This window comes from Neorhizobium phenanthreniclasticum (genome assembly GCF_040066075.1).
GTDB classification, from domain to species: Bacteria; Pseudomonadota; Alphaproteobacteria; order Rhizobiales; family Rhizobiaceae; genus Neorhizobium; species Neorhizobium petrolearium.
In genome coordinates this window covers 25,180-49,931 of sequence record NZ_JBEAAL010000036.1, presented here as the reverse complement: position 1 = coordinate 49,931, position 24,752 = coordinate 25,180, and the positions used below count along the sequence as shown (strand labels likewise).

The 24,752-nt window shown below is 60.5% G+C and carries 22 protein-coding genes and 1 pseudogene; 15 read left to right on the top strand and 8 right to left on the bottom strand.

Annotated features, from left to right (window positions below):
• Both ABK249_RS30070 and ABK249_RS30065 read left to right on the top strand, forming a co-directional pair.
• Nucleotides 1-293 (top strand): NapC/NirT family cytochrome c (locus tag ABK249_RS30070; protein WP_348864728.1); only part of this gene is annotated, 293 nt, incomplete at its 5' end.
• A 421-nt stretch (nt 294-714) separates the two neighbouring features.
• Nucleotides 715-1,788 carry a nucleotidyltransferase family protein gene (locus ABK249_RS30065; protein WP_210057274.1) on the top strand — a complete coding sequence of 358 codons (1,074 nt, stop codon included), beginning with the start codon at nt 715-717 and terminating at the stop codon, nt 1,786-1,788.
• 19 nt (nt 1,789-1,807) lie between these two features.
• Here ABK249_RS30065 and ABK249_RS30060 read toward each other — a convergent pair.
• The 3 genes and pseudogenes from ABK249_RS30060 to ABK249_RS30050 form a co-directional block, all read right to left on the bottom strand.
• A pseudogene (locus tag ABK249_RS30060) lies at nt 1,808-2,032 on the bottom strand (DUF308 domain-containing protein); the annotation flags it as partial.
• A gap of 196 nt (nt 2,033-2,228) precedes the next feature.
• Nucleotides 2,229-4,328, bottom strand: coding sequence for a putative bifunctional diguanylate cyclase/phosphodiesterase (locus ABK249_RS30055; protein WP_320443067.1), 2,100 nt, complete (start codon nt 4,326-4,328; stop codon nt 2,229-2,231).
• A gap of 244 nt (nt 4,329-4,572) precedes the next feature.
• The gene (locus tag ABK249_RS30050; protein WP_210057277.1) at nt 4,573-4,755 is read right to left on the bottom strand and encodes a hypothetical protein; all 183 of its coding nucleotides are present in this window, start codon (nt 4,753-4,755) and stop codon (nt 4,573-4,575) included.
• Nucleotides 4,756-5,528: 773 nt separating this feature from the next.
• Between ABK249_RS30050 and ABK249_RS30045 the strand changes: the two genes are divergently transcribed.
• The 3 genes from ABK249_RS30045 to ABK249_RS30035 are packed head-to-tail and all read left to right on the top strand — an operon-like array spanning nt 5,529 to nt 10,979.
• On the top strand, nt 5,529-6,284 hold the full coding sequence (locus ABK249_RS30045) for an ImuA family protein (RefSeq protein ID WP_210057279.1): 756 nt from the start codon (nt 5,529-5,531) through the stop codon (nt 6,282-6,284).
• Nucleotides 6,205-7,719, top strand: a complete 1,515-nt coding sequence (locus tag ABK249_RS30040; RefSeq protein WP_210057281.1) for a Y-family DNA polymerase — start codon at nt 6,205-6,207, stop codon at nt 7,717-7,719. Before ABK249_RS30045 ends, ABK249_RS30040 begins: the two co-directional genes overlap by 80 nt.
• Nucleotides 7,716-10,979, top strand: a complete 3,264-nt coding sequence (locus ABK249_RS30035) for an error-prone DNA polymerase (protein WP_210057283.1) — start codon at nt 7,716-7,718, stop codon at nt 10,977-10,979. The genes ABK249_RS30040 and ABK249_RS30035 overlap by 4 nt, the downstream gene beginning before the upstream one ends.
• Before the next feature lie 22 nt (nt 10,980-11,001).
• Here the strand turns inward: ABK249_RS30035 and ABK249_RS30030 are convergent, their stop codons facing one another.
• On the bottom strand, nt 11,002-11,205 hold the full coding sequence (locus tag ABK249_RS30030) for a cold-shock protein (RefSeq protein WP_113501754.1): 204 nt from the start codon (nt 11,203-11,205) through the stop codon (nt 11,002-11,004).
• 380 nt (nt 11,206-11,585) lie between these two features.
• Between ABK249_RS30030 and ABK249_RS30025 the strand changes: the two genes are divergently transcribed.
• Entirely contained in the window at nt 11,586-11,723 is a 138-nt protein-coding gene (locus ABK249_RS30025) for a hypothetical protein (RefSeq protein ID WP_210057286.1), read from the top strand.
• 159 nt (nt 11,724-11,882) lie between these two features.
• Complete coding sequence (locus tag ABK249_RS30020; RefSeq protein ID WP_210057305.1) at nt 11,883-12,776, top strand: GGDEF domain-containing protein; 894 nt, start codon at nt 11,883-11,885, stop codon at nt 12,774-12,776.
• A gap of 58 nt (nt 12,777-12,834) precedes the next feature.
• Here the strand turns inward: ABK249_RS30020 and ABK249_RS30015 are convergent, their stop codons facing one another.
• The gene (locus ABK249_RS30015; protein ID WP_210057307.1) at nt 12,835-13,425 is read right to left on the bottom strand and encodes an SOS response-associated peptidase; all 591 of its coding nucleotides are present in this window, start codon (nt 13,423-13,425) and stop codon (nt 12,835-12,837) included.
• Nucleotides 13,426-13,676: 251 nt separating this feature from the next.
• On the opposite strand from ABK249_RS30015, the gene ABK249_RS30010 reads away from it, so the two are divergent.
• Both ABK249_RS30010 and ABK249_RS30005 read left to right on the top strand, forming a co-directional pair.
• Nucleotides 13,677-14,183: an SOS response-associated peptidase family protein gene (locus tag ABK249_RS30010; protein WP_210057309.1), complete on the top strand. Its 507-nt coding sequence runs from the start codon at nt 13,677-13,679 to the stop codon at nt 14,181-14,183.
• A gap of 108 nt (nt 14,184-14,291) precedes the next feature.
• Nucleotides 14,292-14,603, top strand: a complete 312-nt coding sequence (locus ABK249_RS30005) for a DUF982 domain-containing protein (protein ID WP_210057311.1) — start codon at nt 14,292-14,294, stop codon at nt 14,601-14,603.
• Here ABK249_RS30005 and ABK249_RS30000 read toward each other — a convergent pair whose 3' ends face one another.
• The gene (locus ABK249_RS30000) at nt 14,604-14,927 is read right to left on the bottom strand and encodes a hypothetical protein (protein WP_280107562.1); all 324 of its coding nucleotides are present in this window, start codon (nt 14,925-14,927) and stop codon (nt 14,604-14,606) included.
• Nucleotides 14,928-15,209: 282 nt separating this feature from the next.
• Here ABK249_RS30000 and ligD point away from each other — a divergent pair, with 282 nt between their 5' ends.
• The gene (ligD, locus tag ABK249_RS29995; protein WP_210057315.1) at nt 15,210-17,861 is read left to right on the top strand and encodes a DNA ligase D; all 2,652 of its coding nucleotides are present in this window, start codon (nt 15,210-15,212) and stop codon (nt 17,859-17,861) included.
• Here the strand turns inward: ligD and ABK249_RS29990 are convergent, their stop codons facing one another.
• Together ABK249_RS29990 and ABK249_RS29985 are read right to left on the bottom strand one after the other, a co-directional pair.
• Entirely contained in the window at nt 17,862-18,152 is a 291-nt protein-coding gene (locus ABK249_RS29990; protein WP_210057318.1) for a hypothetical protein, read from the bottom strand. It lies immediately after the preceding gene.
• 96 nt (nt 18,153-18,248) lie between these two features.
• Nucleotides 18,249-18,521: an usg protein gene (locus ABK249_RS29985; RefSeq protein ID WP_113501746.1), complete on the bottom strand. Its 273-nt coding sequence runs from the start codon at nt 18,519-18,521 to the stop codon at nt 18,249-18,251.
• Between the two features lie 282 nt (nt 18,522-18,803).
• Here ABK249_RS29985 and groES point away from each other — a divergent pair, with 282 nt between their 5' ends.
• From groES to ABK249_RS29960, 5 genes are all read left to right on the top strand, one after another.
• Nucleotides 18,804-19,118 (top strand): co-chaperone GroES, encoded by a 315-nt coding sequence (gene groES, locus ABK249_RS29980; protein WP_112706434.1) that lies wholly within the window; start codon nt 18,804-18,806, stop codon nt 19,116-19,118.
• 53 nt (nt 19,119-19,171) lie between these two features.
• Complete coding sequence (gene groL / locus ABK249_RS29975) at nt 19,172-20,800, top strand: chaperonin GroEL (protein WP_112706433.1); 1,629 nt, start codon at nt 19,172-19,174, stop codon at nt 20,798-20,800.
• 91 nt (nt 20,801-20,891) lie between these two features.
• Nucleotides 20,892-21,314: a hypothetical protein gene (locus ABK249_RS29970; RefSeq protein WP_112706432.1), complete on the top strand. Its 423-nt coding sequence runs from the start codon at nt 20,892-20,894 to the stop codon at nt 21,312-21,314.
• An 89-nt stretch (nt 21,315-21,403) separates the two neighbouring features.
• Complete coding sequence (locus ABK249_RS29965) at nt 21,404-22,498, top strand: glycosyltransferase family 4 protein (RefSeq protein WP_112706431.1); 1,095 nt, start codon at nt 21,404-21,406, stop codon at nt 22,496-22,498.
• A 16-nt stretch (nt 22,499-22,514) separates the two neighbouring features.
• Nucleotides 22,515-24,725 carry an amylo-alpha-1,6-glucosidase gene (locus tag ABK249_RS29960; protein WP_210057320.1) on the top strand — a complete coding sequence of 737 codons (2,211 nt, stop codon included), beginning with the start codon at nt 22,515-22,517 and terminating at the stop codon, nt 24,723-24,725.
• Nucleotides 24,726-24,752 lie beyond the last annotated feature (27 nt).

Sequence of the window (24,752 nt, the reverse complement as noted above, 5' to 3'; positions counted from 1 at the left end):
GCCTCGAGTGCCGCAACTGCCATTCTTCGATAGCCATGGACCTTTCGAAGCAGACCGAACGCGCCGCGGATATCCACACGCGATCTCTCCAGAGCGGGAGGGCGACCTGCATAGACTGCCACAAAGGAATCGCTCACGAATTGCCGAACATGCAAGGCGTCAACCCGGGATGGCAGATGCCAAAGGAACTGGAAGGCGAAGTCCTTCCCAGCGCTTCAGCGGTGGATGACCTGCGGCGGGCGATGGATAAGGCGCACGGCCGGATGACGAGTGTGAACGTATCAGCTAACTGAAGGTGAAGTTGTCGAAGTTCGAACGCGTTCGGCACAAGCGCTGAAATTGGGAAGACCTCGGCGAAGCACCAGCCGGCGGCCATGGTGTGTGTCACACGACCAATAGCCATATCCGGCGGACGATCGAATAGGTGTGCTCATTTGATCTTTCTCCCTTGGCCGCTTTGGGCGCGGCCGAGCGCGTCGGAAAGCTCGTATCGATGACGATCCAGGTGAGCCGCGGCCGCTCCTTCCGCGGCGAAGAGGTATGGGATCAGTCCGAAGACGGTTCTGAAATGGCGCAAGCGAACGACGGTCCGTGGGCCTCTCGGCTGATGCCTTGACGGGCGACAGAAGAGTTATAATGTTCTCTTGGGAACATTATAACTGAACGAAGTTATAATGAGTTAAAGGAAACATTATAACCGGGACCCTTCGAACTATGAGAGATATTGACCTTGCATTCCGGACGATGTTCGCGGAACTCGCCCAGCAAACTCTTGATGCGCAATGGCAATCGGACTTTCCGCTCGAGGGCCGCTTTGTCACCGTACCGGTGAAGGGCAAAGACTATTTCTATTTCGATGTCCCTACTCCCGAGGGCAAGGATAAGCGGAGCTATGTTGGCCCCGCAGCTGATCCGGTGATCGCAGCGCGTGTCAGGCGGCATCGCGAGATCAAGGGCAACATTAAGGAGCGGCGACGATTGGTTTCTACGCTCCTGCGCTCAGGCGGCATGTCGGCTCCCGATCGGTTCGCCGGCGATGTCACGCAGGCGCTCGCGCATGCAGGGTTCTTCCGTCTGCGTGGCTTCCTCGTCGGCTCGGTTGCCTATGGCTGCTACTCGGGCATCCTCGGCGTCCGATTGCCCAGGACGGCAATGCAGACTGGCGATGCTGACCTAGCTATGGATTTTGCGATCTCGCAGGAGGTGGATGACAGCCTGCCGCCGATCTTAGACATACTGCATGGGGTCGATCCGTCCTTCAGAGCCGTCCCGCATCAGGCAGACAAGGCGCGCGTGACGGCGTTCGTCAACAAGACCAATTACCGGGTCGAATTTTTGACGAGCAATCGGGGATCGGACGAGTATATGGGCAAGCCTTCTCCCATGCCTGCCCTCGGTGGTGCGTCGGCGGAAAACCTGCGGTTCCTTGATTTCCTGATCTACGAGCCCTTGCGGACGGTGCTGCTTCATCGGGAAGGCGTGAGCGTAAACGTCCCCGCGCCTGAACGGTACTCCGTCCACAAACTCATTGTCGCATCGAGGCGGCCCACGGACGCGCTTGGGCGGGCGAAGCGGGACAAGGACCTCCTGCAAGCGGCCACGCTTTTCGAAGCCATGATCCAAACCCGACAGGGCGACCTCCTGGCCGACGCATACCAGGAGGCATGGGATCGAGGGGCCTCGTGGCAGGAAGGCCTTGCGGCGGGCATCGCCCTGATGCCTGATCAGGGCAAGGAGACGCTGGCGGGCGCCCTCGGCGTGGAAGTGAGCGATCTCGGCAAACGGTAGCGGCATGACAGCGGAAATAGTAACGTCGGACAGCAGTGCCAAGCTGCAGCAAGCCTGAAAAGATCGCCCATATGCCGAAGGCGCCAAACACCCAGTCCATACTCATCGTAAACGCAAAGATCACGGAGATCGTCACTACTGAGCTTGCTGTGACGTTGATAGCCTGGCTCAGGTTGACCGCAAAGCCACCGCTCCTGGCCGCGTCAATAACGTTAGCGGCACCATCCCAAGCCGGATAGATCATCGCGTGTAGACAGATAGGTTGAGTTTCACCGACCATCCCACCTCGCCCTCCGCAGCGAGCGCAGGCCATGTAGGCTCGTCTGACCCATGCCCTTCCACCTGGATTGGGAGCTTGGTCCTCCCCGGACTTGGTTGGTGATCAACAGGCGCTAGCCAAATAAGACCTGCAACTTGCCTGTTGGTAAGGGCATCCAGTGCTACCTTCCATGGAAAGGTACCGGCGAGGTGGAAATCGCCTTGCTGCCAGCGTCAGAAACCGTTTTGGTTCGCACCGAGGCAAATTGTTCGCGTGTCAACGGCTTTGAAAGTAGATATCCCTGAAGGTGGTCACAGCCAAGCGAGCCCAACATCTCCCGTTGCTCCTCCGTCTCAACGCCCTCGGCGGTGATCTCAAGCCCCCTCGCACGCGCCATGCTGACCATGCCGACAATGATCCCGTTGTTGCCGCTGCGGCTCAACTCATCGACGAACACCTTGTCGATCTTGATGCGGTCGATGCTGACATCCTGCACGCGGCCGAATGACGAATAACCAGTTCCAAAATCATCGATGGCGAAACGTACGCCAGCCTTGCGAAGCGCCGCGATCGTTCTTTCGCATTGACCAGAACCGTCGAGCAGCAGGCTTTCAGTGATCTCGATTTCAAGCCTGCCCGGCTCGATATTGTGCCGTGCCAAAGTGGAAAGAACCCGAAGCGGGTAAGATTCCAGTTTCAGCTCTGCCGCTGACGCATTCACGGAAACTGGGAGATCATTCCAGGCAGAGATCGTCGCACACGCGTCATCCAGGACAATCAATCCCAGGGCCGTGATCAGCCCGGCCTCTTCTGCAACGGGGATGAAGATGTCAGGACCGAGCAGCCCCTTTTTGGGATGCCGCCACCGTACAAGCGCCTCGACGGAGCACATCTCGCCGGTTGTTGCCGAATAGACCGGTTGATAATGGATTTCGATCTGCGTCTTCGTCTCGATGGCGTGACGAAGATCGTTTTCAAGCTCGCGACGCGCCCGCAGCAGTTGGTTCATGTGATCACCGAAGAGCGCGTACCGGTTCCGGCCGGCGGCCTTTGCGTGATAAAGCGCGATGTCGGCCTGTCGCGTCAGCTCCGTCGGGTCTGCCCGGCCGGCCGCGAGCGCTGCGCCGACGCTCGCTCCAATCGTGGCCAGGGCGCCATCCAGGTCGAACGGCTGCTCCATTGCGTGAACCACGTCCTCAGCGGCTTTCACGAGATCCTGCTCCGTGATCTTTCGCAGAAGAGCCGTGAACTCATCGCCACCGATGCGGCCGACGATCGCGTGCGGAAGCACCTCCCGCAGCCTCTCTGCGACCATCTTTATCAGGCGGTCCCCGGCGGGATGGCCGAAGGTGTCGTTGACCGCCTTGAACCGATCGAGGTCGATGAACAGCACGCCGTGAACGTCTGCCGGTAAAGCGGCCTCGAGTTCACGTTCCAGCGCTTTGTTGAAACTGGCGCGGTTTGCCAAGCCCGTCAGCACGTCATGATGAGCCAGGTGCTGCAACTCGGCGCGGCTTGCAGAAAGCCGCTCGGACCGGCGAAACAATAGCAATCCGAGGACGCTCGTCGCCCCAAAGATGCAGAGGACGCCAGCACCGAGGGCCGGCAGAGTTTCGTTCCGGACGGTGGCGCCGGGGCGGAACGGCGTCCAGCAGAAGTAGCCGATCGTCTCGCGCTTTGACGAGATCAGCGGCACATAGGCGTGCTCGCTATCGTCTGCCTGCGGTGTGAAGTGCATGTCTTCAAACTGGTACTGGCTCCCGATACTGCTCGGGAAGCTACCGTCAAGGAAGCGGACCGCCACATGCAGGTTTTCGTCTCCCGGCCGCTGCTCCAGGTCTCCGCTGTCGGACACGATCGGCTTGACGCTGACGATGGCGGGCCTGCCGCCGACCACGGCCAAGTCGCTCTCACCGATCGACAAGACTCGCTCCGTCACGCCGGTGGTGTCATCCGCAAACAACCGCTGCTGCAGTTGTGCGACCAGCGGGAGGTAAGCCGTCCGAAACTCCTCCAGCGTCACCGATCGGTCGTCTGCCGCCACGAAATGATAGATGTCGGTGCCGTCCGCAGCGAGGACAAATGCCGCATCATGCTGGAAATAGGAATGCATCCAGCTGCCCAGGTTGGCGTCCAGCCAATCGACATCGCGCTCCGCAGTCCGTGTGACCGCATCGTCCCAGACCGTCACGCTCTCCTGATCGTGTGCGATCTCCGTACGCATATTGGAGACGATCAGGGTGACGAGATCCTGTTGGCGTTGCGCGGCGGCTGCATCCATTCGGCCGGCCGACCAATACAAGCTGAGAAGGACGAGCGCGCCGAAGACGACCGAAATAGCGAAAGGAAGCAAACCCCAAAGGAAAAGCCTCGACCGGGAGAACATACCTATGCGACCACCGTTCTTGTTATTTCGAATATCGTAAAACAGGAACACTTAATGTCCCTGCAACGGCTATCGTTCCTGAAGTCTTAATCTCCAGCGGCAATCCGCTCGTCGCAGCTCAAGCGTCCTGCCGCGACCTTCAGACCGGAGCTTCGTCGACGGTCTCGTCACCCGGCCGGCTCAGCATTGCCAGCAATTGCTGCCGATCCCGCAGCCCCATCTGAAACAGATCGATCAGATCGGCTGCCAGCTTGGAGGCACGAGCAGTCTCTTTTTGGAGACCTCGCTGAAGGCAGACCTCATCGAAGACGCTCTGCAGCATCTGGAGTTCCTCCGGTTCAACCGGAGACGCAAAGGAATGATGATTCTGGAGCATTGCGGGATACGGTCACCAGCTTTGTTGGACGCGTTATATAAGTTTAAACCGACGCGTTCCTATCAGCGAACCTTCATGGATCATTTATTGTAGATGGAACGAACAGGTGCTCGATGGACAGCATGCGCTGGGTCGGTTCTGATCGCTTTCCCCGGCTTGGTTCTCAGAAAAAATTGTCCGATACTTGCCCGATGTCGGCTATGGCTGGGCATGCGACCGAAATCGAAATGGTCGCCTGGATCAGGGGCAGAATACTGGGTGTCGCGCTAACTGTTAATGACGGTTGAGTTATTTCCAACGCCGGATCTACGATCGGCATTTGCCCCGATTGTGGATGTCGAAGCCGGATAACGCCCTCGATCGCCGCATGTGCGCCTTCGCCGGCGGTTTCGGGTTGACCTCCCGTCGTCAATACTTCTGCCCGGCAGACCGGTCCTGTCATGTGGCGAAAAGCTAACTATCTCAGCTGCTCAATTTTCCCAAGCCGCTTCGGAACCCTGCTCTACGGACAAAAGTCCAGCGTCGTGCGCAGGGCGAGGGTATTTCAAAAAAAGTCCCCTTCGGTCATCGCTCTGAATCCGCTCGCTGAATCGACGATTCCACCGATCGAGCCCTGCAAAGCTGCCGTACATGCACATTGACTCATTTTCCAGATTAGAACAGATACAGAACATATTCGTTTCTCTCAAGCAATAACAGCTCCCGCGAAGAAGGAGACCATGAGCCAATCCGCCTCAACTGCCGTTCTTTCGGAACTGCGCGAACGCATCGCACATCTGGAAGGTGCCGCCAGCCGCCAGAAGACCGTGCTGCCGTTCGGCGTATCCGACATCGATGACTGTCTTCCGGGCGGCGGGCTCGCCTATGGCGCCATCCATGAGGTGGCGGGCGGCGGCAATGGTGCGGTGGATGGGGCAGCGGCCGCACTCTTCGTCGGCGGCATCGCGGCGCGAACGAAGGGCAAGGTGGTCTGGTGTTTCACCCGCGCCGATCTCTTTGCCCCGGCTCTGGCGCAGGTGGGCTTGCATCCCGACCGGGTGATCTATGTCGAGGCGGGCCGCGAGGAGGATGTGCTGGCAAGCTTCGAGGAGGCTCTGCGCTATGGCGGCCTTGGCGCCGTCGTCGCCGAACTGGTGCGCCTGCCGATGGTCGCTTCGCGCCGGCTGCAGCTCGCCGCCGAAAGCTCCGGCACGATCGGACTGGCGATCCGGCGATGGCGCCGGCAGGCGGAAGCATCGGATTTCGGGATGCCGACGGCGGCGGTGACGCGGTGGCGTGTCTCAGTCCTGCCGTCCGAGCCGCTTCCGGTTCCGGGCGTCGGCCGCGGACGCTGGCGCGCGGAGCTGATGCGGGTGAGAGCAGGGGAGCGCGCGGAATTTGTCATAGGTGCATGTGATGGCCAGGGTCGTATCTGTCTTTCTTCCGACACTGCCGACGGATCGGGTGAGGCGCGCCGATCCTTCGCTACCGGCTGACAAGCCGCTGGTGATCGTCGCCAAAAGCGGCTCCAAGCGGTGGATTTCTGCCGCCGACACCGCGGCTCTGAAACTTGGTCTGCATGTCGGCATGCCGGCAGCCAAGGCGCAGGCGCTGGTCCAGGGTCTGATGATCTTCGATGCAGATCCGCATGCCGATGGTGAGACTTTGGAACGCCTGTCGCTCTGGGCGCTGACGCAATATTCGCCGGTCGTCGCCATGGACCCGCCGGACGGGATCGTCATGGACACGGAGGGCGCCGATCATCTGCAGGGCGGCGAGGAACGGATGCTGTTCGGTCTCGTCAATCGCTTCCGTGCCAAGGGACTGGCCGCCCGCGCAGCGATTGCAGATACTTGGGGCGCCGCGCATGCGCTGGCGCGGGCGACCCGTCGCGAGACAATCATCGTGCCTCCCGGAAAGATCGCCGAGGCTGTGGAGCGCTTGCCGGTTTCATCCCTGCGCCTGCCCGCGGAAATCGTCGCCAGCCTGCGCACCCTGGGCTTCGCCACTGTCGGCGAGCTGGCCGCCACGCCGCGCGCGCCGCTGGTGCTGCGCTTTGGCCCGGAAATCACCCGCCGCCTCGATCAGATGTATGGCCGTCTGGCTGAGCCGATCGATCCGATCCGGCCTGCCGAACTCGTCGAAGTCCATCGCTCCTTCGCCGAGCCGATCGGCGCCGCTGAAACCATCGAAAAATACATCACCCGTCTGGTCCGGCTGCTTTGCCTGGAGCTTCAGAAGCGCGGGCTCGGCGTCCGGCGTGTCGATCTCATCGTCCATCGCGTCGACAATACCATTCAGGCCCTGAGGGCAGGGACGGCAAAGCCGGTCCGTGACGCGGCTTGGCTGACGAAGCTGTTCAACGACCGCATCGAAAACATCGAACCCGGTTTCGGTATCGAGAAGCTGACGCTCGCCGCCATCATGGTCGAGCCGCTGGCGGAAAAGCAGAATGCCTCCTCGCTCATCGAGGAGGAAGTCAAGGATGTCACGCCGCTGATCGATATCCTCGGCAATCGCGGCGGCCAGCGGATCTACCGAGCCGCGCCGGTGGCAAGCGATGTGCCGGAACGCAGCGTCCGGCGGGTTGATCCTACAGCCGAAGAGAAGGGAGAGACCTGGCCGTCGCAATGGCAGCGGCCGCCGCGACTGCTCGCCCGGCCGCAGCTGATCGAGGTGATCGCATTGCTGCCGGACCATCCGCCGGTCTCGATCACCTGGCGGGGCAGGCGTCACCGGGTGGCGCGCGCTGACGGGCCGGAGCGGATCTTTGGAGAATGGTGGCTGAGACGATCGGAGTTTCGGGCGGTCAGGGACTATTTCATCGTTGAAAGCGAGAGCGGTGAGCGCTTCTGGATCTTTCGTTTGGGCGACGGCGTCGATGCCGGAACCGGGTCGCACAAGTGGTACCTACATGGGCTTTTCGCATGAGATACGCGGAGTTGCAGGTCACGACGCATTTTTCGTTTCTCCGGGGCGCCTCGTCGGCCGAGGAACTGTTCGCCACCGCCAAGCTCATGGGCATCGAAGCGCTCGGCATCGTCGATCGCAACAGCCTGGCCGGGATCGTCCGGGCGCTGGAAGCGTCACGGGCGACAGGCCTGAGGCTGGTCGTCGGCTGCCGGCTCGATCTGGCGGACGGCATGTCGATCCTGGTCTACCCGACCGACCGCGCCGCCTATTCGCGTTTGACGCGGTTGCTGACTTTGGGAAAGGGCAGGGGCGGCAAAGCGAACTGCATCCTGCATCTCGACGATGTCGCCCATTATGCCGAGGGCCTGATCGGCATCCTCGTGCCGGACATGCCGGACGAGACCTGCGCCATGCAGCTCAGGAAGATGGCAGAGATTTTTGGGGATCGCGCCTATCTGTCGCTGAGCCTGCGCCGGCGGCCGAACGACCAACTGCGGCTTCACACGCTTTCCAACATGGCGGCGCGCTACCGGGTCAGGACAGTCGTTACGAATGACGTGCTGTTCCATGAGCCGCCGCGCCGGCAGCTTCAGGATATCGTCACCTGTGTTCGCGAGAAGACGACCATCGATTCCGTCGGCTTCGATCGCGAACGTTTCGCCGATCGCCATCTGAAGCCGCCGGAGGAGATGGCCCGCCTCTTCCCCCGCTATCCCGAGGCATTGGCGCGCACGATGGAGATCGTAAGGCGCTGTACGTTTTCGCTCGAGGAACTGGTCTACCAGTATCCCGAGGAAGCCCTGATCCCCGGCATGACGGCGCAGCAGTCACTGGAGCATTATACCTGGGAGGGTGTGAAGACCCGCTATCCGGAAGGCCTGCCGGCCCATGTCGAACAGACCATCCGCCATGAGCTCTGCCTGATCGAGACGATGAAATACGCCCCCTATTTCCTGACCGTCTTCTCGATCGTCCGATACGCCCGCTCCCAGAACATTCTCTGCCAGGGCCGCGGTTCTGCCGCCAATTCCGCCGTTTGCTACGTCCTCGGCATCACCTCCATCGATCCGGAAACCAACGACCTGCTGTTCGAACGGTTCGTCAGTCAGGAGCGCGACGAGCCGCCGGATATCGATGTGGATTTTGAACACGAACGGCGCGAGGAGGTCATCCAGTGGATCTACAAGACCTACGGCCATGACAAGGCGGCTCTCTGCTCGACCGTCACCCGCTATCGCACCAAGGGTGCGATCCGCGACGTCGGCAAGGCCTTCGGCTTGTCGGAGGACCTGATCAAGGCGCTGTCCTCCGGCGTCTGGTCCTGGTCGGAAGAGGTCGGCGAAAAGCAGGTCCGCGACCTCGGGCTCAACCCGGAGGATTATCGGCTGGCGCTGACGTTGCAGCTGGCGCAACAACTGATGGGCACGCCTCGGCACCTCGGCCAGCATCCTGGCGGCTTTGTCCTGACCCACGATCGATTGGACCACCTGGCGCCGATCGAGCCTGCAAGCATGCCCGACCGATACGTCATCGAATGGGACAAGGATGACGTCGAAGCCTTGAAGATGATGAAGGTCGACGTGCTGGCGCTCGGCATGCTGACCTGCATGGCGAAGGCCTTCGCGCTGCTGAAGCAGGAGAAGAATATCCCGCTCGACCTGGCGTCCATCCCTCAGGAGGATCCTGCGACCTACGCGATGATCCGCAAGGCCGATACCCTCGGTACCTTCCAGATCGAGAGCCGGGCGCAGATGGCGATGTTGCCGCGCATGAAGCCCGAGACATTTTACGATCTCGTCATCCAGGTGGCGATCGTCCGGCCAGGGCCGATCCAGGGCGACATGGTCCACCCGTATCTGCGCCGACGCGAGGGCAGGGAGCCTGTCGACTATCCGACGCCGGAGCTGGAGGCGGTTTTGAGCAAGACGCTCGGTGTGCCCTTGTTCCAGGAGAGCGCCATGAAGGTGGCGATGGTCTGCGCCGGATTTTCGGCCGGAGAGGCCGATCAGCTGCGCCGGGCGATGGCGACGTTCAAGTTTACGGGCGGAGTGAGCCGGTTCAAGGACAAGCTCGTGTCCGGCATGATCCGCAATGGTTATTCGCCGGAATTCGCCGAGCGGACGTTTGGCCAACTGGAGGGTTTCGGGTCCTATGGTTTTCCCGAAAGCCACGCCGCCTCTTTCGCGCTGATTGCCTATGCTTCGAACTATGTGAAGTGCCATTATCCGGACGTGTTCTGCGCCGCACTTTTGAATGCGCAGCCGATGGGGTTCTACATGCCGGCGCAGATCGTCGCCGATGCCAAAAAGCATGGTGTCGAGGTCCGGCCGGTCTGCACCAACCGGTCCCGGTGGGACTGCACGCTGGAGCCGATCGGCCGTACCGGCAAGCATGCAGTCCGGCTCGGAATGCGGCTTGTGAAAGGTCTTCCGGTCGCCGATGCTGCCCGTATTGTTGCCGCACGGACCGATGAGCCGTTCGTTTCCATCGACGACATGTGGCGCCGCTGCGGTGTGCCGACCGCCTCGCTCGTCAAGATGGCAGAGGCGGATACCTTCCGCTCTTCCCTCGGCCTTGAACGGCGCGATGCGCTCTGGGCGATCGAAGCGCTGCGCGACGAGCCGCTTCCCCTGTTTGCCGCGGCCGCAGAGCGGGAAGCGCGCGCGATCGCCGAGCAGCAGGAGCCGGATGTAATACTCCGGCAGATGACCGAAGGGCACAATGTCGTGGAGGACTACAGCCACACCGGGCTGACCCTGCGTCATCACCCATTGAGTTTCCTGCGCCAGGATCTGGCCTGCAAGAGGATCGTGACCTGCTCGGAAGCGATGACGGCACGAGACGGCCAATGGCTGATGGCGGCCGGCCTGGTGCTGGTGCGGCAGATGCCGGGGTCAGCCAAGGGCGTCGTGTTCGTGACGATCGAGGACGAAACCGGCGTGGCGAATGTCGTGGTCTGGCCGAAACTCTTCGAGCGCTCACGCCGGATTCTGCTCGGATCCAGCATGCTGGCGATCAACAGCAGGATCCAGCGGGAAGGGGAGGTCGTCCACCTGGTCGCCCAGCAGCTGTTCGATCTCTCTGCGGATCTCTCCAGTCTGACGGAACGCGACGGCAACTTTCGGCCGCCGACGGGGCGCGGGGACGAATTTGTTCACGGCGCCCCGGGGATGCCCGATCCGCGTGGAAAACCTCCGGCATCCGTTCGCGCGAAGGACATTTTCGAGCCCGACCGGCACATCGACACATTGAAGATCAAGAGCCGGAATTTTCAATGACGGAAACGGCACTGGAGCCGGATCAAAGCACGCTGACGTTCTCAGCCTTCGATTTTCCGGTCTTCCGGTCCTGGCCCAGATCGTAGCTTACCTTCTGACCTTCCCGCAGAAGATCGCCATACTGCACGGCTGAGACATGCACGAAAACATCCGCTCCGCCGTTCTCAGGGGTGATGAACCCAAAGCCTTTGTCTGTATTGAAAAATTTCACGGTTCCGGTCGGCATGAAAGCTCCTGATCAATGCGCGGCGACTTTCCGCGATTGGAACCTATAGCTGATTTGGCGTCCCATCAATGGCTTGTATATTTGCCGCTAAACATCAATACGCACCTGATCCAGGCGCTGCTCGGCAACTGAGCAAGCTTCAGGCACTTGTCGTCCCTGACGATACCGGTGAGGTTTTTGCCGGTTTGCTGGACAGGCTTGAGCAAGCCGAATGCCGCCTCGCGACAGAACGTTCTATCTCCCGCGGCCACTCACCCAACACGGTTTCCGCCTGAGTTGCCGCTCAAACGATGCGTCGGCTTTGAAGGCAATAAAAAAGGCCGGGGCGAAATCGCACCGACCTTCCTCATCATCGCTTACTCACCAGTGCCAGTACATCCGTGGTCAAAAGTCTCGAAGCGACGGCGGCGATTGCGAGCGGCGAATTCATTTCAGCGCTCATCAGCAATGCCGATGTGCTGGATATAGACAGCCAATGTGTTGAAAAGAAGTTCACAGATACCAGCACGGCTGAATGACACCGGCGGCTTCGCCGTCCGCTCTTTACGACGTGGTCCGGTTCCTGGGTCTGTTGACGTTTCCGTAAGCACTGGCCACGCCTTTGCTTGCTGTCGTTGGCCCTTTTCCCATAGGTTTCCTGCGCCATGTAGTCCCGAGGTAACCAGGCGGGGTTCGATATGGACGAGATCGTCAAACAGCTTCTCCACCTTTCTGCGCGCACCGAAACCCTCATTGCGATCTATGATGGCGATGACCGGCTGCGGTATGCCAACAACGCATTCCGTTCCGCCTATTTCATCGAGCCCGATGAAACTCCTCTATGGCCGGATCTCATGCGACGGAATTTCGAGCTGGGGCGGGGGACGGCCATCCGAGCGAATTTCGAAGACTGGTTGCGATCGACGCAGTCGCGGCGCGGCAAGATCGGCTATCGGGCTTTCGAGACGGATCTGATCGACGGTCGCTGGTTCTGGATGACGGAGACGATCGAGAAGAACGGCTGGATGCTGTGCATCGCGAGCGACATTACCACCTTACGCGCCAAAGGCAGGAGCGTCCGGCAAGATCGCGATCAGGCGATCAAGGCCTCTCAGACGGACGAACTGACCGGCGTCGCCAACCGCCGCTTCGTGATGGCACGTATCGAGGACATGCTGGTAGCCGCGCAACATGGGAACGAAGGATGCCTGGCCGTGTTCGATATCGACAATTTCAAGTACATCAACGATCGGCTCGGCCACCACGCCGGAGATCTCGTCCTGCGCGACTTCGCTCACCGCATTCATCAAAACGTTCGCCGCACCGACTGTTTTGGGCGCGTTGGCGGAGAAGAGTTCATTCTGGTGATGCCGGAAACAGGATCCGAGGAATCTATCGCCATTGTGGAGCGCATGTTGAGCGTGATCCGGTTCTCCCGCCCGCTGCCTGAATCTCCCGACTTCAGCTACACGTGCTCGGCGGGCATCGCCGTCTGCCAGCCGGAAGACAACGTTTCGGATCTTTATCGGCGCGCCGATCAGGCGCTCTATTCAGCCAAAATGAGCGGTCGGGACAGGGTACGTGCGGCCTAAGGATGATCGCCGGTAGGGAAGGCCGCAATGCAGGCGAGAACAAGGACCGTCAACCGGATCAGGCGACCTGCTCGACGTGCAGCGTACCCAATGCCAGTGGCTTGATCAGGGTTTTTGCCGAAATCGACGGATTGAGCCAGTCCGCCCAGGCGCTGCGGTCCAGAATGACGATCTGCCGGTCGTGATAGGGCGAAATGTCGGGACCAGGAGGCATAGTCAGCATGGTGAAGGCCTCTCCGACTTCCGGCGTCTGCCGCCAGATGCCGGCGATGCAGAAGATCGGTTCATCCTTCTTGGTGAACAGCCATTTGTCCTTGCGCTTCTTCGACTTGTCTTCGGGATCCGTAAACTCATAAAAGCCGTCGGCGACAATCAGGCATCGGTTCGACCCGAACTCACGTCCCTCCGAGCGAAAATTATAGACCGGCCGCTTGTTGGGTCCGGGCCAGCTCCAGCGCCGCTGCACCATATCAGCCTCACCAGCGGCGCCGTCAATTGTCCGGATGATCGGCGCGGTATCGGTGATCTTGATGTCCTCCCGCGCCTGGACGTTGGGCACGCCTTCCGAGAACCGGATCTTGATCTTCAGGTCGGCGAAATCCTCGGCGATCGCGGCGGCATCCACCATCAATCTATAATCATTGCACATGTTTCCTCCGTCGCGCCGCGGGTTGCTTCAGTCACGTCACGCCGCTCCAGGTGCGGCAGATGCTCGCCTTGATCTCGCTCGAACCGAACGAGCAGTTCCTCGGCCTCGTTCTTTGGCAATCGCCACCCGGCCGAGCTTGTGACGTTCGGTCTCATCGGAGCGCATCCTGCCACGCTAACAGGTCCTGGCTTACTCCTCAAACCGTGACCATGTTTGCATCTCAATCATGTTCCTGATATGTTCTTCTCGTTATGGACGTGAAGCTATTCGATCCCGAAGCGTCACTTGAAGAACGCCGTCTTGTGATCAGACGTTCCGGTGACGAGATTGAGATGGTGGAATTGCCATGGGGCCTTCAGCCGTCCGAGACGAGCGGCAGCCCCTTCACGGTGGTTCGTGCCGAGGGCAGACGTTTTCCGACGCACCGATGTCTCATTCCCGCTTCCGAATTCCGGCACAGGAGCCGCGGCAAAGGCTATCGCTTCTCTCTCGCCAGCAGCGACTGGTTCTACTTCGCCGGCATCTGGCGGCCCAAGACGCGGGATTGGCCGGAAGCCTATGCGATCCTGACGATCGAATCGAACGCCGATATCGCGCCATTCCATGATCGCCAGATGGCGGTTCTGCCAAGAAAGGACCGCATGGACTGGATTGATCTGATGCGCCGGGAAGAGGAGCTGCTGCGTCCCTTGCCTCCCGGAGCCTTCAAGATCTCGGAGGATCGCGCCGAGCCCGAGGAGGCGAGATTCGCCTTCTGAAGTGGCCGGCACGAGGGATTGCAGACTCAGTCGATGAGGTCCTTGAAGGCGTTCCGCGCCCTTACAATATCTATTTCAGGACCATTGGTGGCACGAAAGGAGGAAGAAATGCCGCTGAACGATGTTCCATGGACTCGACCAGTGACGATCCGGCTGCAATGCGGCCTGGAGCGCACCTTCATCGGCGTCTATGACGCCCTCGACTTTCTCGAGAACGAGTGGCCGTTGCGGCACGGGGAACGCCATGACAGGGCGGTGAAGGCCTGCCAGCGCGCTCTTAACGGCATCGTCCCTGCCGTCATCGCCCGCGAAGCTTTCATGGCGGCTTGCCTGGAGGCCGGGATGCCGGCTGTCATGGCTGCCTGGAAGACGAAGCCAGAAACTCAAGCGGTTCGGACCGCTCGTATGGCGGCCGTGTGATCAGGTACCGGCGACCCCGCCCAAGGCGGGGTCCCTCCCGGGAAACCCGTCCTGATTGCTGTGGTTGCCCATGTCAGGAACGGTCGAAATCTCACCAGCTCGTTCCTCGTCGATCGCCGTTGCTAGATGGTCTGTCGTCCGAGAGCGCTCCTGCAGCAAAGCGATATAGCGCCGGCGCATCTCCTGGATGCTGATTTCTCCCATGACCCAGAGCTCGACGATCGCCATATATTCGGGATCACCGTCGATCGGCGTTGCACGAGCGCGCGCTCGCGCGATGACGCGATCTGCGATCGACCTGCGCGTTTGTTCTGTCGTCACCATTCCCTCCGCCTCTGGCGTTCATGAGTCCCGGCTGATTTAGCAATCCCTTGACACCCGCACCACTTGAAATCGCAAGCTTCGACCACATCTAAGGCTCACTTCCCGTATCGATGGCCTGCTGCTCGACGACCTTCGTCGGCGTTCGAGGCTGTCCGGGTTTGAAGAAAGGGCGCTCCCCAATTGGGTTGAGCGCCCTTTCTGTTTCAGACCGGCGATGTCGGGCATGGAACCGGAAGCTCCCGCGCCGCATTCCGCTTTCTGGACTTCTTTTCGAGAACAGCGATGGCCAGCGACAAGCTTTCGACCTACCGATCCAAACGCGATTTTAAGAAGACGGCCGAGCCGAGCGGCGAGAAACAGATCACCCGCAGCAACCGCCGGCGTTTCGTCATCCAGAAACATGACGCCACCCGGCTGCACTACGACCTGCGGCTCGAGCTTGACGGGGTCTTCAAGAGCTGGGCGGTCACCAAGGGACCGTCGCTCGACCCGCACGACAAGCGACTTGCCGTCGAGGTCGAGGATCATCCGCTCGACTACGGCGATTTCGAAGGCACGATTCCGAAAGGCCAATATGGTGGCGGAACGGTGATGCTCTGGGACCGGGGCTATTGGGAGCCTGAAGGCAAAAAGAGTCCGGAACAGGCTCTCGCGAAAGGCGATTTGAAGTTCACGCTGGACGGCGAGCTGCTCCATGGCAGTTTCGTGCTTGTGCGGATGCGCAATGATCGTGAGCGCGGCAAACGGACCAACTGGCTGCTGATCAAGCATCATGATGATTATTCCGTTGAGGACAACGGCGCGGCGATCCTGGAGGAGAATGCGAAGTCAGTCGCCTCCGGCCGCACGATGGAAATGATCGCTGCCGGCAAGGGGCGAAAGCCCAAGCCGTTCATGGTCGAAGGCGGTAATGTCCAGGCCGATGCGGTCTGGGACAGTAACCAGGGTCTTGCCGCTGCTGAGCGAAAGGCCGCGGCTCGCGATGACGATGAACGGGATACCGTCACGTCTGTCGACCTGCCCGATTTCATCCCGCCGCAGCTCTGCGAGACGCTGGAACGCCCGCCGGCCGGCGCCGGCTGGATCCATGAGATCAAATTCGACGGATACCGTATCCAGATGCGCGTTCTCGACGGCGAAGTCACGTTGAAAACCCGTAAGGGCCTCGACTGGACCGCCAAATATCCCGAGATCGCCGATGCTGCTTCGGGCCTTTCGGATTGCATCATCGATGGTGAGATCTGCGCGCTTGACGAAAACGGTGCGCCGGACTTCGCGGCCCTGCAGGCCGCGCTGTCGGAAGGCAAGACGGGCGATCTCGTCTACTTCGCCTTCGATCTCCTCTATGACGGTGGGGAAGACCTGCGCTCCCAGCCGCTCGTGGAGCGGAAAGCCCGGTTGCAGACGCTGCTTTCGGATGCCGGGAACGATCCCCGCATCCGCTATGTCGAGCACTTCGAGACCGGCGGCGACGCCGTGCTACGCTCGGCCTGTAAACTATCGCTGGAAGGCATCGTCTCGAAACAGGCGGATGCGCCCTATCAGTCGGGACGTACCGAAACCTGGGCGAAATCGAAATGCCGCGCCGGCCATGAAGTGGTGATCGGCGCCTATGCCACGACCAACGGCAAATTCCGCTCGCTGCTCGTGGGCGTCTTCCGCGGCGATCATTTCGTCTATGTCGGCCGCGTCGGCACTGGATATGGGGCGCAGAAGATAGCGAGCCTGCTGCCGAAGCTGAAGGCGTTGGAGACGACGAAGTCGCCATTCACCGGGATCGGCGCCCCGAAAAAGACTGCGGACGTCACCTGGCTGAAGCCGGAGCTGGTCGCGGAAATCGAGTTCGCCGGCTGGACGGCGGACGGCCTTGTTCGTCAGGCCGCCTTCAAGGGCCTGCGCGAGGACAAACCCGCCAAGGAAGTGGAAGCCGAACAGCCTGCGAGCGTCACGAAGGCCGAGGTCCCTGAGCCGGCGGCGCCTGAACCTCCCGAAAAACCCATCCGACGCAAAGGCTCAAAAGTGGATGTCATGGGTGTCTTGATATCGAGCCCGGACAAGCCGCTCTGGCCCGACGCTGATGATGGTCAGCCTGTCACCAAGGAGGAGCTTGCCCATTATTACGAGGCGGTCGGTCCCTGGATGATCGACCATATCAAGGGGCGCCCCTGCTCGATCATCCGGGCGCCGGATGGGATTGCCGGCGAACAGTTCTTCCAGCGGCATGCCATGCCGGGACAGTCGAACCTGCTCGAACTTGTGAAAGTGTTCGGTGACAAGAAAGCGTATCTGCAGATCGACCGCATCGAAGGGCTGGTGGCCGTTGCTCAGACCGCCGCCCTTGAGCTGCATCCCTGGAATTGCGAACCGGGACAGCCCGAGGTTCCCGGCCGCCTCGTCTTCGATCTCGATCCCGGTCCCGACGTGCCGTTCTCGACGGTCGTCGCCGCTGCGCGCGAGATGCGCGACCGTCTGGACGAACTCGGCCTTATCAGTTTCTGCAAGACGACCGGCGGCAAGGGGCTGCATGTGGTGACGCCGCTCGCCGTCAACAGGCGCAAGCCGCTCGCCTGGCCCGAGGCGAAGGGTTTCGCCCACGATGTCTGCCAGCAGATGGCGCGCGAGAACCCGGACCTTTATCTCATCAAGATGACGAAGAGCCTCAGGAACGGGCGCATCTTCCTCGACTACTTGCGCAATGACCGCATGGCAACGGCAGTGGCGCCGCTGTCGCCGCGCGCCAGACCAGGCGCGACCGTGTCCATGCCGCTGACCTGGGCGCAGGTGAAGTCCGATCTCGACCCAAAGCGTTTCACCATCCGCACCGTGCCGGTACTACTGGCGAAGACAAGCGCATGGCAGGACTATCACGATGGTCAACGGTCGCTAGAACAGGCGATCAAGCGGCTGGCGAAGGAGATGAAACACGCGGCCTGATCAGTGCACAGCCATGCTCACCAGCGGGTAAGGATGAACTGTCTTGAACTGCGCGATCATCGCTGTGGCTTGCTGCAGCACACGCTCTGCATTTTGCGCATCGTCGCGCGCCAACTCGTCAGCATTGATGCGAAGCGCCTGCGCCATATTGGCGGAAAGCGCGGCAAAATGCTTGTTACCTTCGACAAAAGCTTCACGCGCTGTGCGCTCGAGGACCCGGGCAACGTCTACAAATACCTCTTCCCGTTCCTCAATGCTGAGGTCATTGCCAATGTTGATTTTCTCTTCCATTCCCGATCTCACTCCGAATAGACGTGCGATAGCGACCGAGCTCATCAAGCCTCGGCCGCGAAAGAGCTAGGGAAGGAAAAATCCGGATTCAAGACCTCAATGGAGCTTGAACTCGCCTTCGACACGGCGCCATTCGTTTGGCCCGATCAGACGCTGATGGGTGTAACGGACGGAATGCAAAGGGCCATCGAGACTCTCCTGCCAAAAGTCCAGGAACTTGTGCATTTCGGGAAAATCGGGAGCCAGATCGTAGTCCTGCCAAACATAGGTCTGCAGCACGGATTCGAAATCAGGAATGCGGTAGAGGATGTGAGCGGTGGTAAGACCGTAGCCGTTGAGCTGACGTTCCAGATCCGATGAAAATCGCATGCTTCATCTCCGTTTCATGACACTCTGAAGGTGGCGCAAAATTTCGCGGCCATCAACGGATTTTCCAACGCTGGACGCCACTTTGTTGTTCCTTTCCAGCATGTTAGCAGCATGAGATCGTGAGTGCTAATTTTTTCGTTTCGCCCTCTTGAAATCGAAAAATCTCAAAACCAGATCATTTCGCGCAAAAAGCTCGAAGAGAGGTTTTGCACCCGCCCGGACTGGTCATCCGGTCCGGCCAGGGGGAACAACGTCATCATTGTTTGTCCATTGGAGGAAAACATGTCGTTCCGACCGCTTCATGATCGCATTCTCGTCCGCCGGGTCGAATCCGAAGAAAAGACCAAAGGCGGCATCATCATCCCCGACACCGCCAAGGAGAAGCCGCAGGAAGGCGAGGTCATCGCCGTGGGTCCCGGTGCCCGCAATGAGGCCGGCCAGATCCAGGCGCTGGACGTCAAGGTCGGCGATCGCATCCTGTTCGGCAAATGGTCCGGCACCGAGATCAAGATCAACGGCGAAGATCTGCTGATTATGAAGGAAAGCGACGTCATGGGCATTGTCGAAGCCCAGGCCGAGCAGAAAAAGGCCGCCTGAACCATTCATCCACGACCATCAGTCAGATAGCTGCCTATTGAGGAGTTAAAGAAATGGCTGCGAAAGAAGTCAAGTTTCACACCGATGCCCGTGAGCGCATGCTGCGTGGGGTCGATGTGCTCGCCAATGCGGTGAAGGTCACCCTCGGCCCGAAGGGCCGCAACGTCGTGATCGACAAGTCCTTCGGCGCGCCGCGCATCACCAAGGATGGCGTATCGGTCGCCAAGGAAATCGAGCTGGAAGACAAGTTCGAAAACATGGGCGCCCAGATGCTGCGCGAAGTGGCATCGAAGACCAACGACCTTGCCGGCGACGGTACGACGACCGCCACCGTTCTGGCCCAGGCGATCGTCAAGGAAGGCGCGAAAGCGGTTGCCTCCGGCATGAACCCGATGGACCTGAAGCGCGGCATTGATCTTGCCGTCGATGCCGTCGTCAAGGAACTGAAGAACAACGCCCGGAAGATCACCAGCAATTCCGAAATCGCCCAGGTCGGCACCATCTCGGCCAATGGCGATTCCGAGATCGGCCGCTATCTCGCCGAAGCCATGGAGAAGGTCGGCAACGAAGGCGTCATCACCGTCGAGGAAGCAAAGACCGCCGAAACCGAACTCGAAGTCGTCGAAGGCATGCAGTTCGACCGCGGCTATCTCAGCCCGTATTTCGTCACCAACCAGGACAAGATGCGGGTCGAGCTGGAAGATCCCTATATCCTGATCCACGAGAAGAAGCTCTCGAACCTGCAGGCGATGCTCCCGGTTCTCGAAGCCGTCGTCCAGTCCGGCAAGCCGCTGCTCATCATCGCCGAGGACGTCGAAGGCGAAGCCCTTGCTACGCTTGTCGTCAACAAGCTGCGCGGCGGCCTCAAGATTGCCGCCGTCAAGGCTCCGGGCTTCGGCGACCGCCGCAAGGCCATGCTGGAAGACATCGCCATCCTGACGGGCGGCACTGTCATTTCCGAAGACCTCGGCATCAAGCTTGAAAATGTCACACTGAACATGCTGGGCCGTGCCAAGAAGGTGGCAATCGAGAAGGAAAACACGACCATCATCGACGGCGTCGGCTCGAAAACGGAAATCAACGGTCGCGTAGCGCAAATCCGCGCGCAGATCGAGGAAACCACTTCCGACTACGACCGCGAAAAGCTGCAGGAACGCCTTGCCAAGCTTGCCGGCGGCGTTGCCGTGATCCGCGTCGGCGGCTCGACCGAAGTCGAAGTCAAGGAAAAGAAGGACCGCGTCGATGATGCCCTTCATGCCACCCGCGCGGCGGTGGAAGAAGGCGTCCTGCCGGGCGGTGGCGTTGCGCTGCTGCGGGCCGTCAAGGCTCTCGACAATCTCGCCACCGCCAACCAGGACCAGAAGGTCGGCGTCGAGATCGTCCGCCGGGCGATCGAAGCTCCCGTGCGCCAGATCGCCGAAAACGCCGGCGCTGAAGGTTCGGTGATCGTCGGCAAGCTGCGCGAGAAGACCGAGTTCTCCTACGGCTGGAACGCACAGAGCGGCGAGTATGGCGATCTTTATGCCCAGGGCGTCATCGACCCGGCCAAGGTCGTCCGTACCGCACTCCAGGATGCCGCTTCGGTCGCCGGCCTGCTGGTCACGACGGAAGCCATGATTGCCGAAAAGCCCAAGAAGGAAGCCGCTCCGGCCCTGCCGGCCGGCGCCGGCATGGACTTCTAAACTGATCGAGGAGGCCCGCAGCGTCCGTCAGGGGCGGGCCTCCCCACCCATTCAACCAAGTTCCATCGGTCAAGATCAATGGAGCCAAGCCATGAGAAAGGAAAACATCAGGAATTCGGTACCGGAGCAAGCCACAGCCGCGATCAGCGCCGCGCATCTGCTTCACCCGGCCAAACATTTCGATCATCCTCGTGACGTGCTTGCCGCCGACGACATCGGCGACGACGAGAAGCGGGCCATTCTTGCCTCGTGGGCATCCGATATCTTTGCCATCGAGTCCATTCCGGCCCTTCGCCTTTATCCCGGCACGGATAAAGCCGTCTCCTACGACGAGATCATCGAAGCACTGAAGACTTTGGATAAAGACGATCAACACTCCGGAGAGCAAGGCTCGCCCGGTTCCTTCAATGTCCACAGGACCCATAGACGGCGACCGCAAATTCGCCGATCTGGCGGCCTTGGCCTGTGCAGCTACCGGAAAGGAGAGCGTCGCCGACAGCCATTCGAGATTTAGACATTCCATCTGACGTGTCGCGTGCCTCTTCGAGGACGCCGACCTGATTTTTACCGACGACTCTTTGCTCGATTGAGGAGGTTTTGCCGATGAAGATCGCTCAGATCGCACCGCTCGCCGAAAGCGTTCCGCCCAAGCTCTATGGAGGAACCGAGCGGATTGTTTCCTATCTCACCGAAGAACTTGTCGCCCAAGGCCATGACGTCACACTTTTTGCCAGCGGCGATTCCGTCACCGATGCCAGACTGGTGCCATGCTCGGACGTTGCGCTGCGGCTCAACCCGGCCGTCAGGGACCAACTGCCGCATCATGTCGTGATGCTGGAGGAGATCCGGCGACGGGCGCACGAATTCGATGTGCTGCATTTCCATATTGATCTCCTGCATTTTCCGCTGATTCGGCATTTTGCCGACCGCACGGTCACGACGCTGCACGGCCGGCTCGACTTGCCGGACCTCGAGCCCTTCTACAAGGCTTTTCCCGACATTCCGTTGGTATCCATCTCCAACGATCAGCGCCGCCCGATGCCGCCGGTCAATTGGTCCGGGACGGTCTATCACGGCCTGCCGGTCGACTTGCTGCCGTTTACGGAAAAGCCCAAAGGCAATTACCTTGCCTTTCTTGGACGGATATCGCCGGAAAAGCGGCCGGACCGCGCCATACAGATCGCTACGAAGGTCGGCATGCCGCTCAAGATCGCAGCCAAGATCGACAATGCCGACAAGGCCTATTGGGAAACTGTGATCGAGCCGATGGTCAAGAGCCATCCGAATGTCGAATTCGTCAGTGAGATCAACGAGCATCAGAAGGCAGCCTTCCTGGGCAATGCCGGCGCGCTCCTTTTCCCGATCGACTGGCCGGAACCATTCGGACTGGTCATGATCGAAGCCATGGCCTGCGGCACGCCCGTTATCGCCTTCCGATGCGGCTCGGTTCCCGAGGTGATCGACGAGGGCGTTTCCGGCGTGCTGGTGGACAGCGTTCAGGAAGCTGTGGAAAACATCGAATGGGCGTTGCGGCTCGATCGTCGCAAGGTCCGGGCCACTTTCGAAAAACGTTTCACAGCCGAACGCATGGCACGGGACTATGTCGACATCTATCGGCAGCTGCCCGGCACCCGGACGAAGGCCGCGCCGCTTCGTCGCGCCAACGGCCAGTCCCTCGATCTCCAAGTGGTAGCTTAGGAAAGCGGAGGCCGTCATGCCGATCGCTTCTGCAGGCAGCAATTCAGTCCCCGAGCCGACAGGCCAGGGGACGCCGATAGCGCAGTTCTTCATTCCCGCTGCCGCATCGCTGCAGGAGCGACGGCCGCGTACCCTGAAGCACGGCGATACCTTCGCCGTCTTCGACCACAATGGCGATGCGCTTTCCAGGCCCGGCAGCCCGGAAGGCCTCTTTCACCGTGATACGCGTTACCTCTCGCATCTCTATCTGACGATCAACAGCAAGCGGCCGATGTTGTTGTCATCGACGCTACGCGACGACAACGCGACACTGACTTGCGATCTCACCAATCCCGATCTCTTCGATGACAAGGGAAAGCTCGTTCTGGAGCATGACCTGATCCATCTGCGCAGATCCCGCTTCCTCTGGAATGCACGGTGTTACGAGCGATTGAGCGCGAGGAACTATGACGAGCAGCCGCGCCACGTGCGCCTCGGGATCGAGTTCGCGTCGGATTTCGCAGATCTTTTCGAAGTGCGGGGAACCGCGAGAGCCAGGAGGGGGCGGCATCTTCCCGCCGTCGTAGAGCAGAACGGTGTCCTTCTCTCTTATATCGGTTTGGACGATCGAAAGCGAACCACCCGGCTTTCCTTCGACCCGCAGCCGAACGAGCTCGGGAGCGGCCATGTCATTTATGATCTCCATCTGGCGCCGCACGAAACCAGATCGCTGTTCATCGAGGTTGCTTGCGACCAGACCCCCGCGGGTCGACCGAGCCACCGTTCCTTTTTCCTGGCCTTGCGGGATGCCCGTCGCGCCTTGCGTGCCTCGTCCTCGCGGGCGGCAACGATCGTCACGTCCAACGAGATCTTCAACGAGGTCGCGCGGCGCAGCGTCTCGGACCTTTACATGCTGATGACCGACAAGCCGGAAGGGCCATATCCTTATGCCGGCATTCCCTGGTTCAGCACGGTCTTCGGCCGCGATGCGCTCATTACCGCGCTTCAGACGCTCTGGCTCGATCCGCAGATCGCCCGCGGCGTACTGGGGCATTTGGCGGCCAACCAGGCCACAGAGGTCGATCCGGCCGCTGACGCCGAGCCCGGAAAAATTTTGCATGAGGTGCGCTATGGCGAGATGGCCGAACTCGGCGAGGTCCCCTTCCGCCGTTATTACGGCAGTATCGACTCGACGCCACTCTTCGTAATGCTGGCTGGCGAATACCTCAGGCGGACCGGCGATCTCGCCACCATCTATCGTCTTCTGCCGCATATAGAGGCGGCGCTGACCTGGATCGACGAACACGGCGACCGCGACGGCGACGGTTTCGTCGAATATGGGCGGCTGACGGAAGAAGGGCTGGTCAACCAGGCCTGGAAAGACAGCCACGACTCCGTCTTCCATGCCGACGGCACATTGGCGAAGGGACCGATCGCGATCGCCGAGGTTCAGGCCTACGTCTACGGCGCCTGGCAGGCGGCGGCCGAGATTTTCCGCGTGCTTGACCGGCCGGAACGTGCCGCGAACCTGCTGGCAAGAGCGGAGGGATTCCGCCGCGCCTTCGACGTCGCTTTCTTCGACAATGAACTCGGCACCTACGTCCTTGCGCTCGACGGAGACAAACGGCCCTGCCGGGTGCGATCCTCCAATGCAGGCCACGCGCTCTTCACCGGCGTAGCCTATCCGGAACGGGCGAAACAGGTTGCCCACACGCTGATGAGAGCGTCGTCGTTCTGCGGCTGGGGCATCCGAACCGTGCCTTCCACGGAGGCGCGTTACAATCCCATGAGCTATCACAACGGCTCGATCTGGCCGCACGACAACGCTCTGATCGCAAGCGGTCTGGCCCGGTATGGCTATCGAGCAGAAGCTGCGCGGATATTCGAGGGCCTGTTTGCGGCCTCAACCTATATCGACTTGCGTCGGCTTCCCGAACTTTTCTGCGGACTGCCGCGCCAACGCGCACAGGGGCCGACTTTCTATCCGGTCGCATGCTCCCCTCAGGCATGGGCTGCTGCGGCTCCGCTTTCGCTGCTGCAATCATGCCTCGGTCTCGATTTCGATCCGCATGGCTTGCAGATCAGCTTCAACGAGCCGGAACTTCCCGCCTTTCTCGACGAGGTTACCTTGCGGCATCTGCAGATCGGCAATGGCTTGGCCGACATTGCTCTTCGCCGCTCCGGTCGCCATGTAATGGTTGACGTGATCGACCGCAGGGGCGATGTCCGGGTGCTCACGACGGCATGAACCGGCTCGGCGATTGCACCGGCTGGC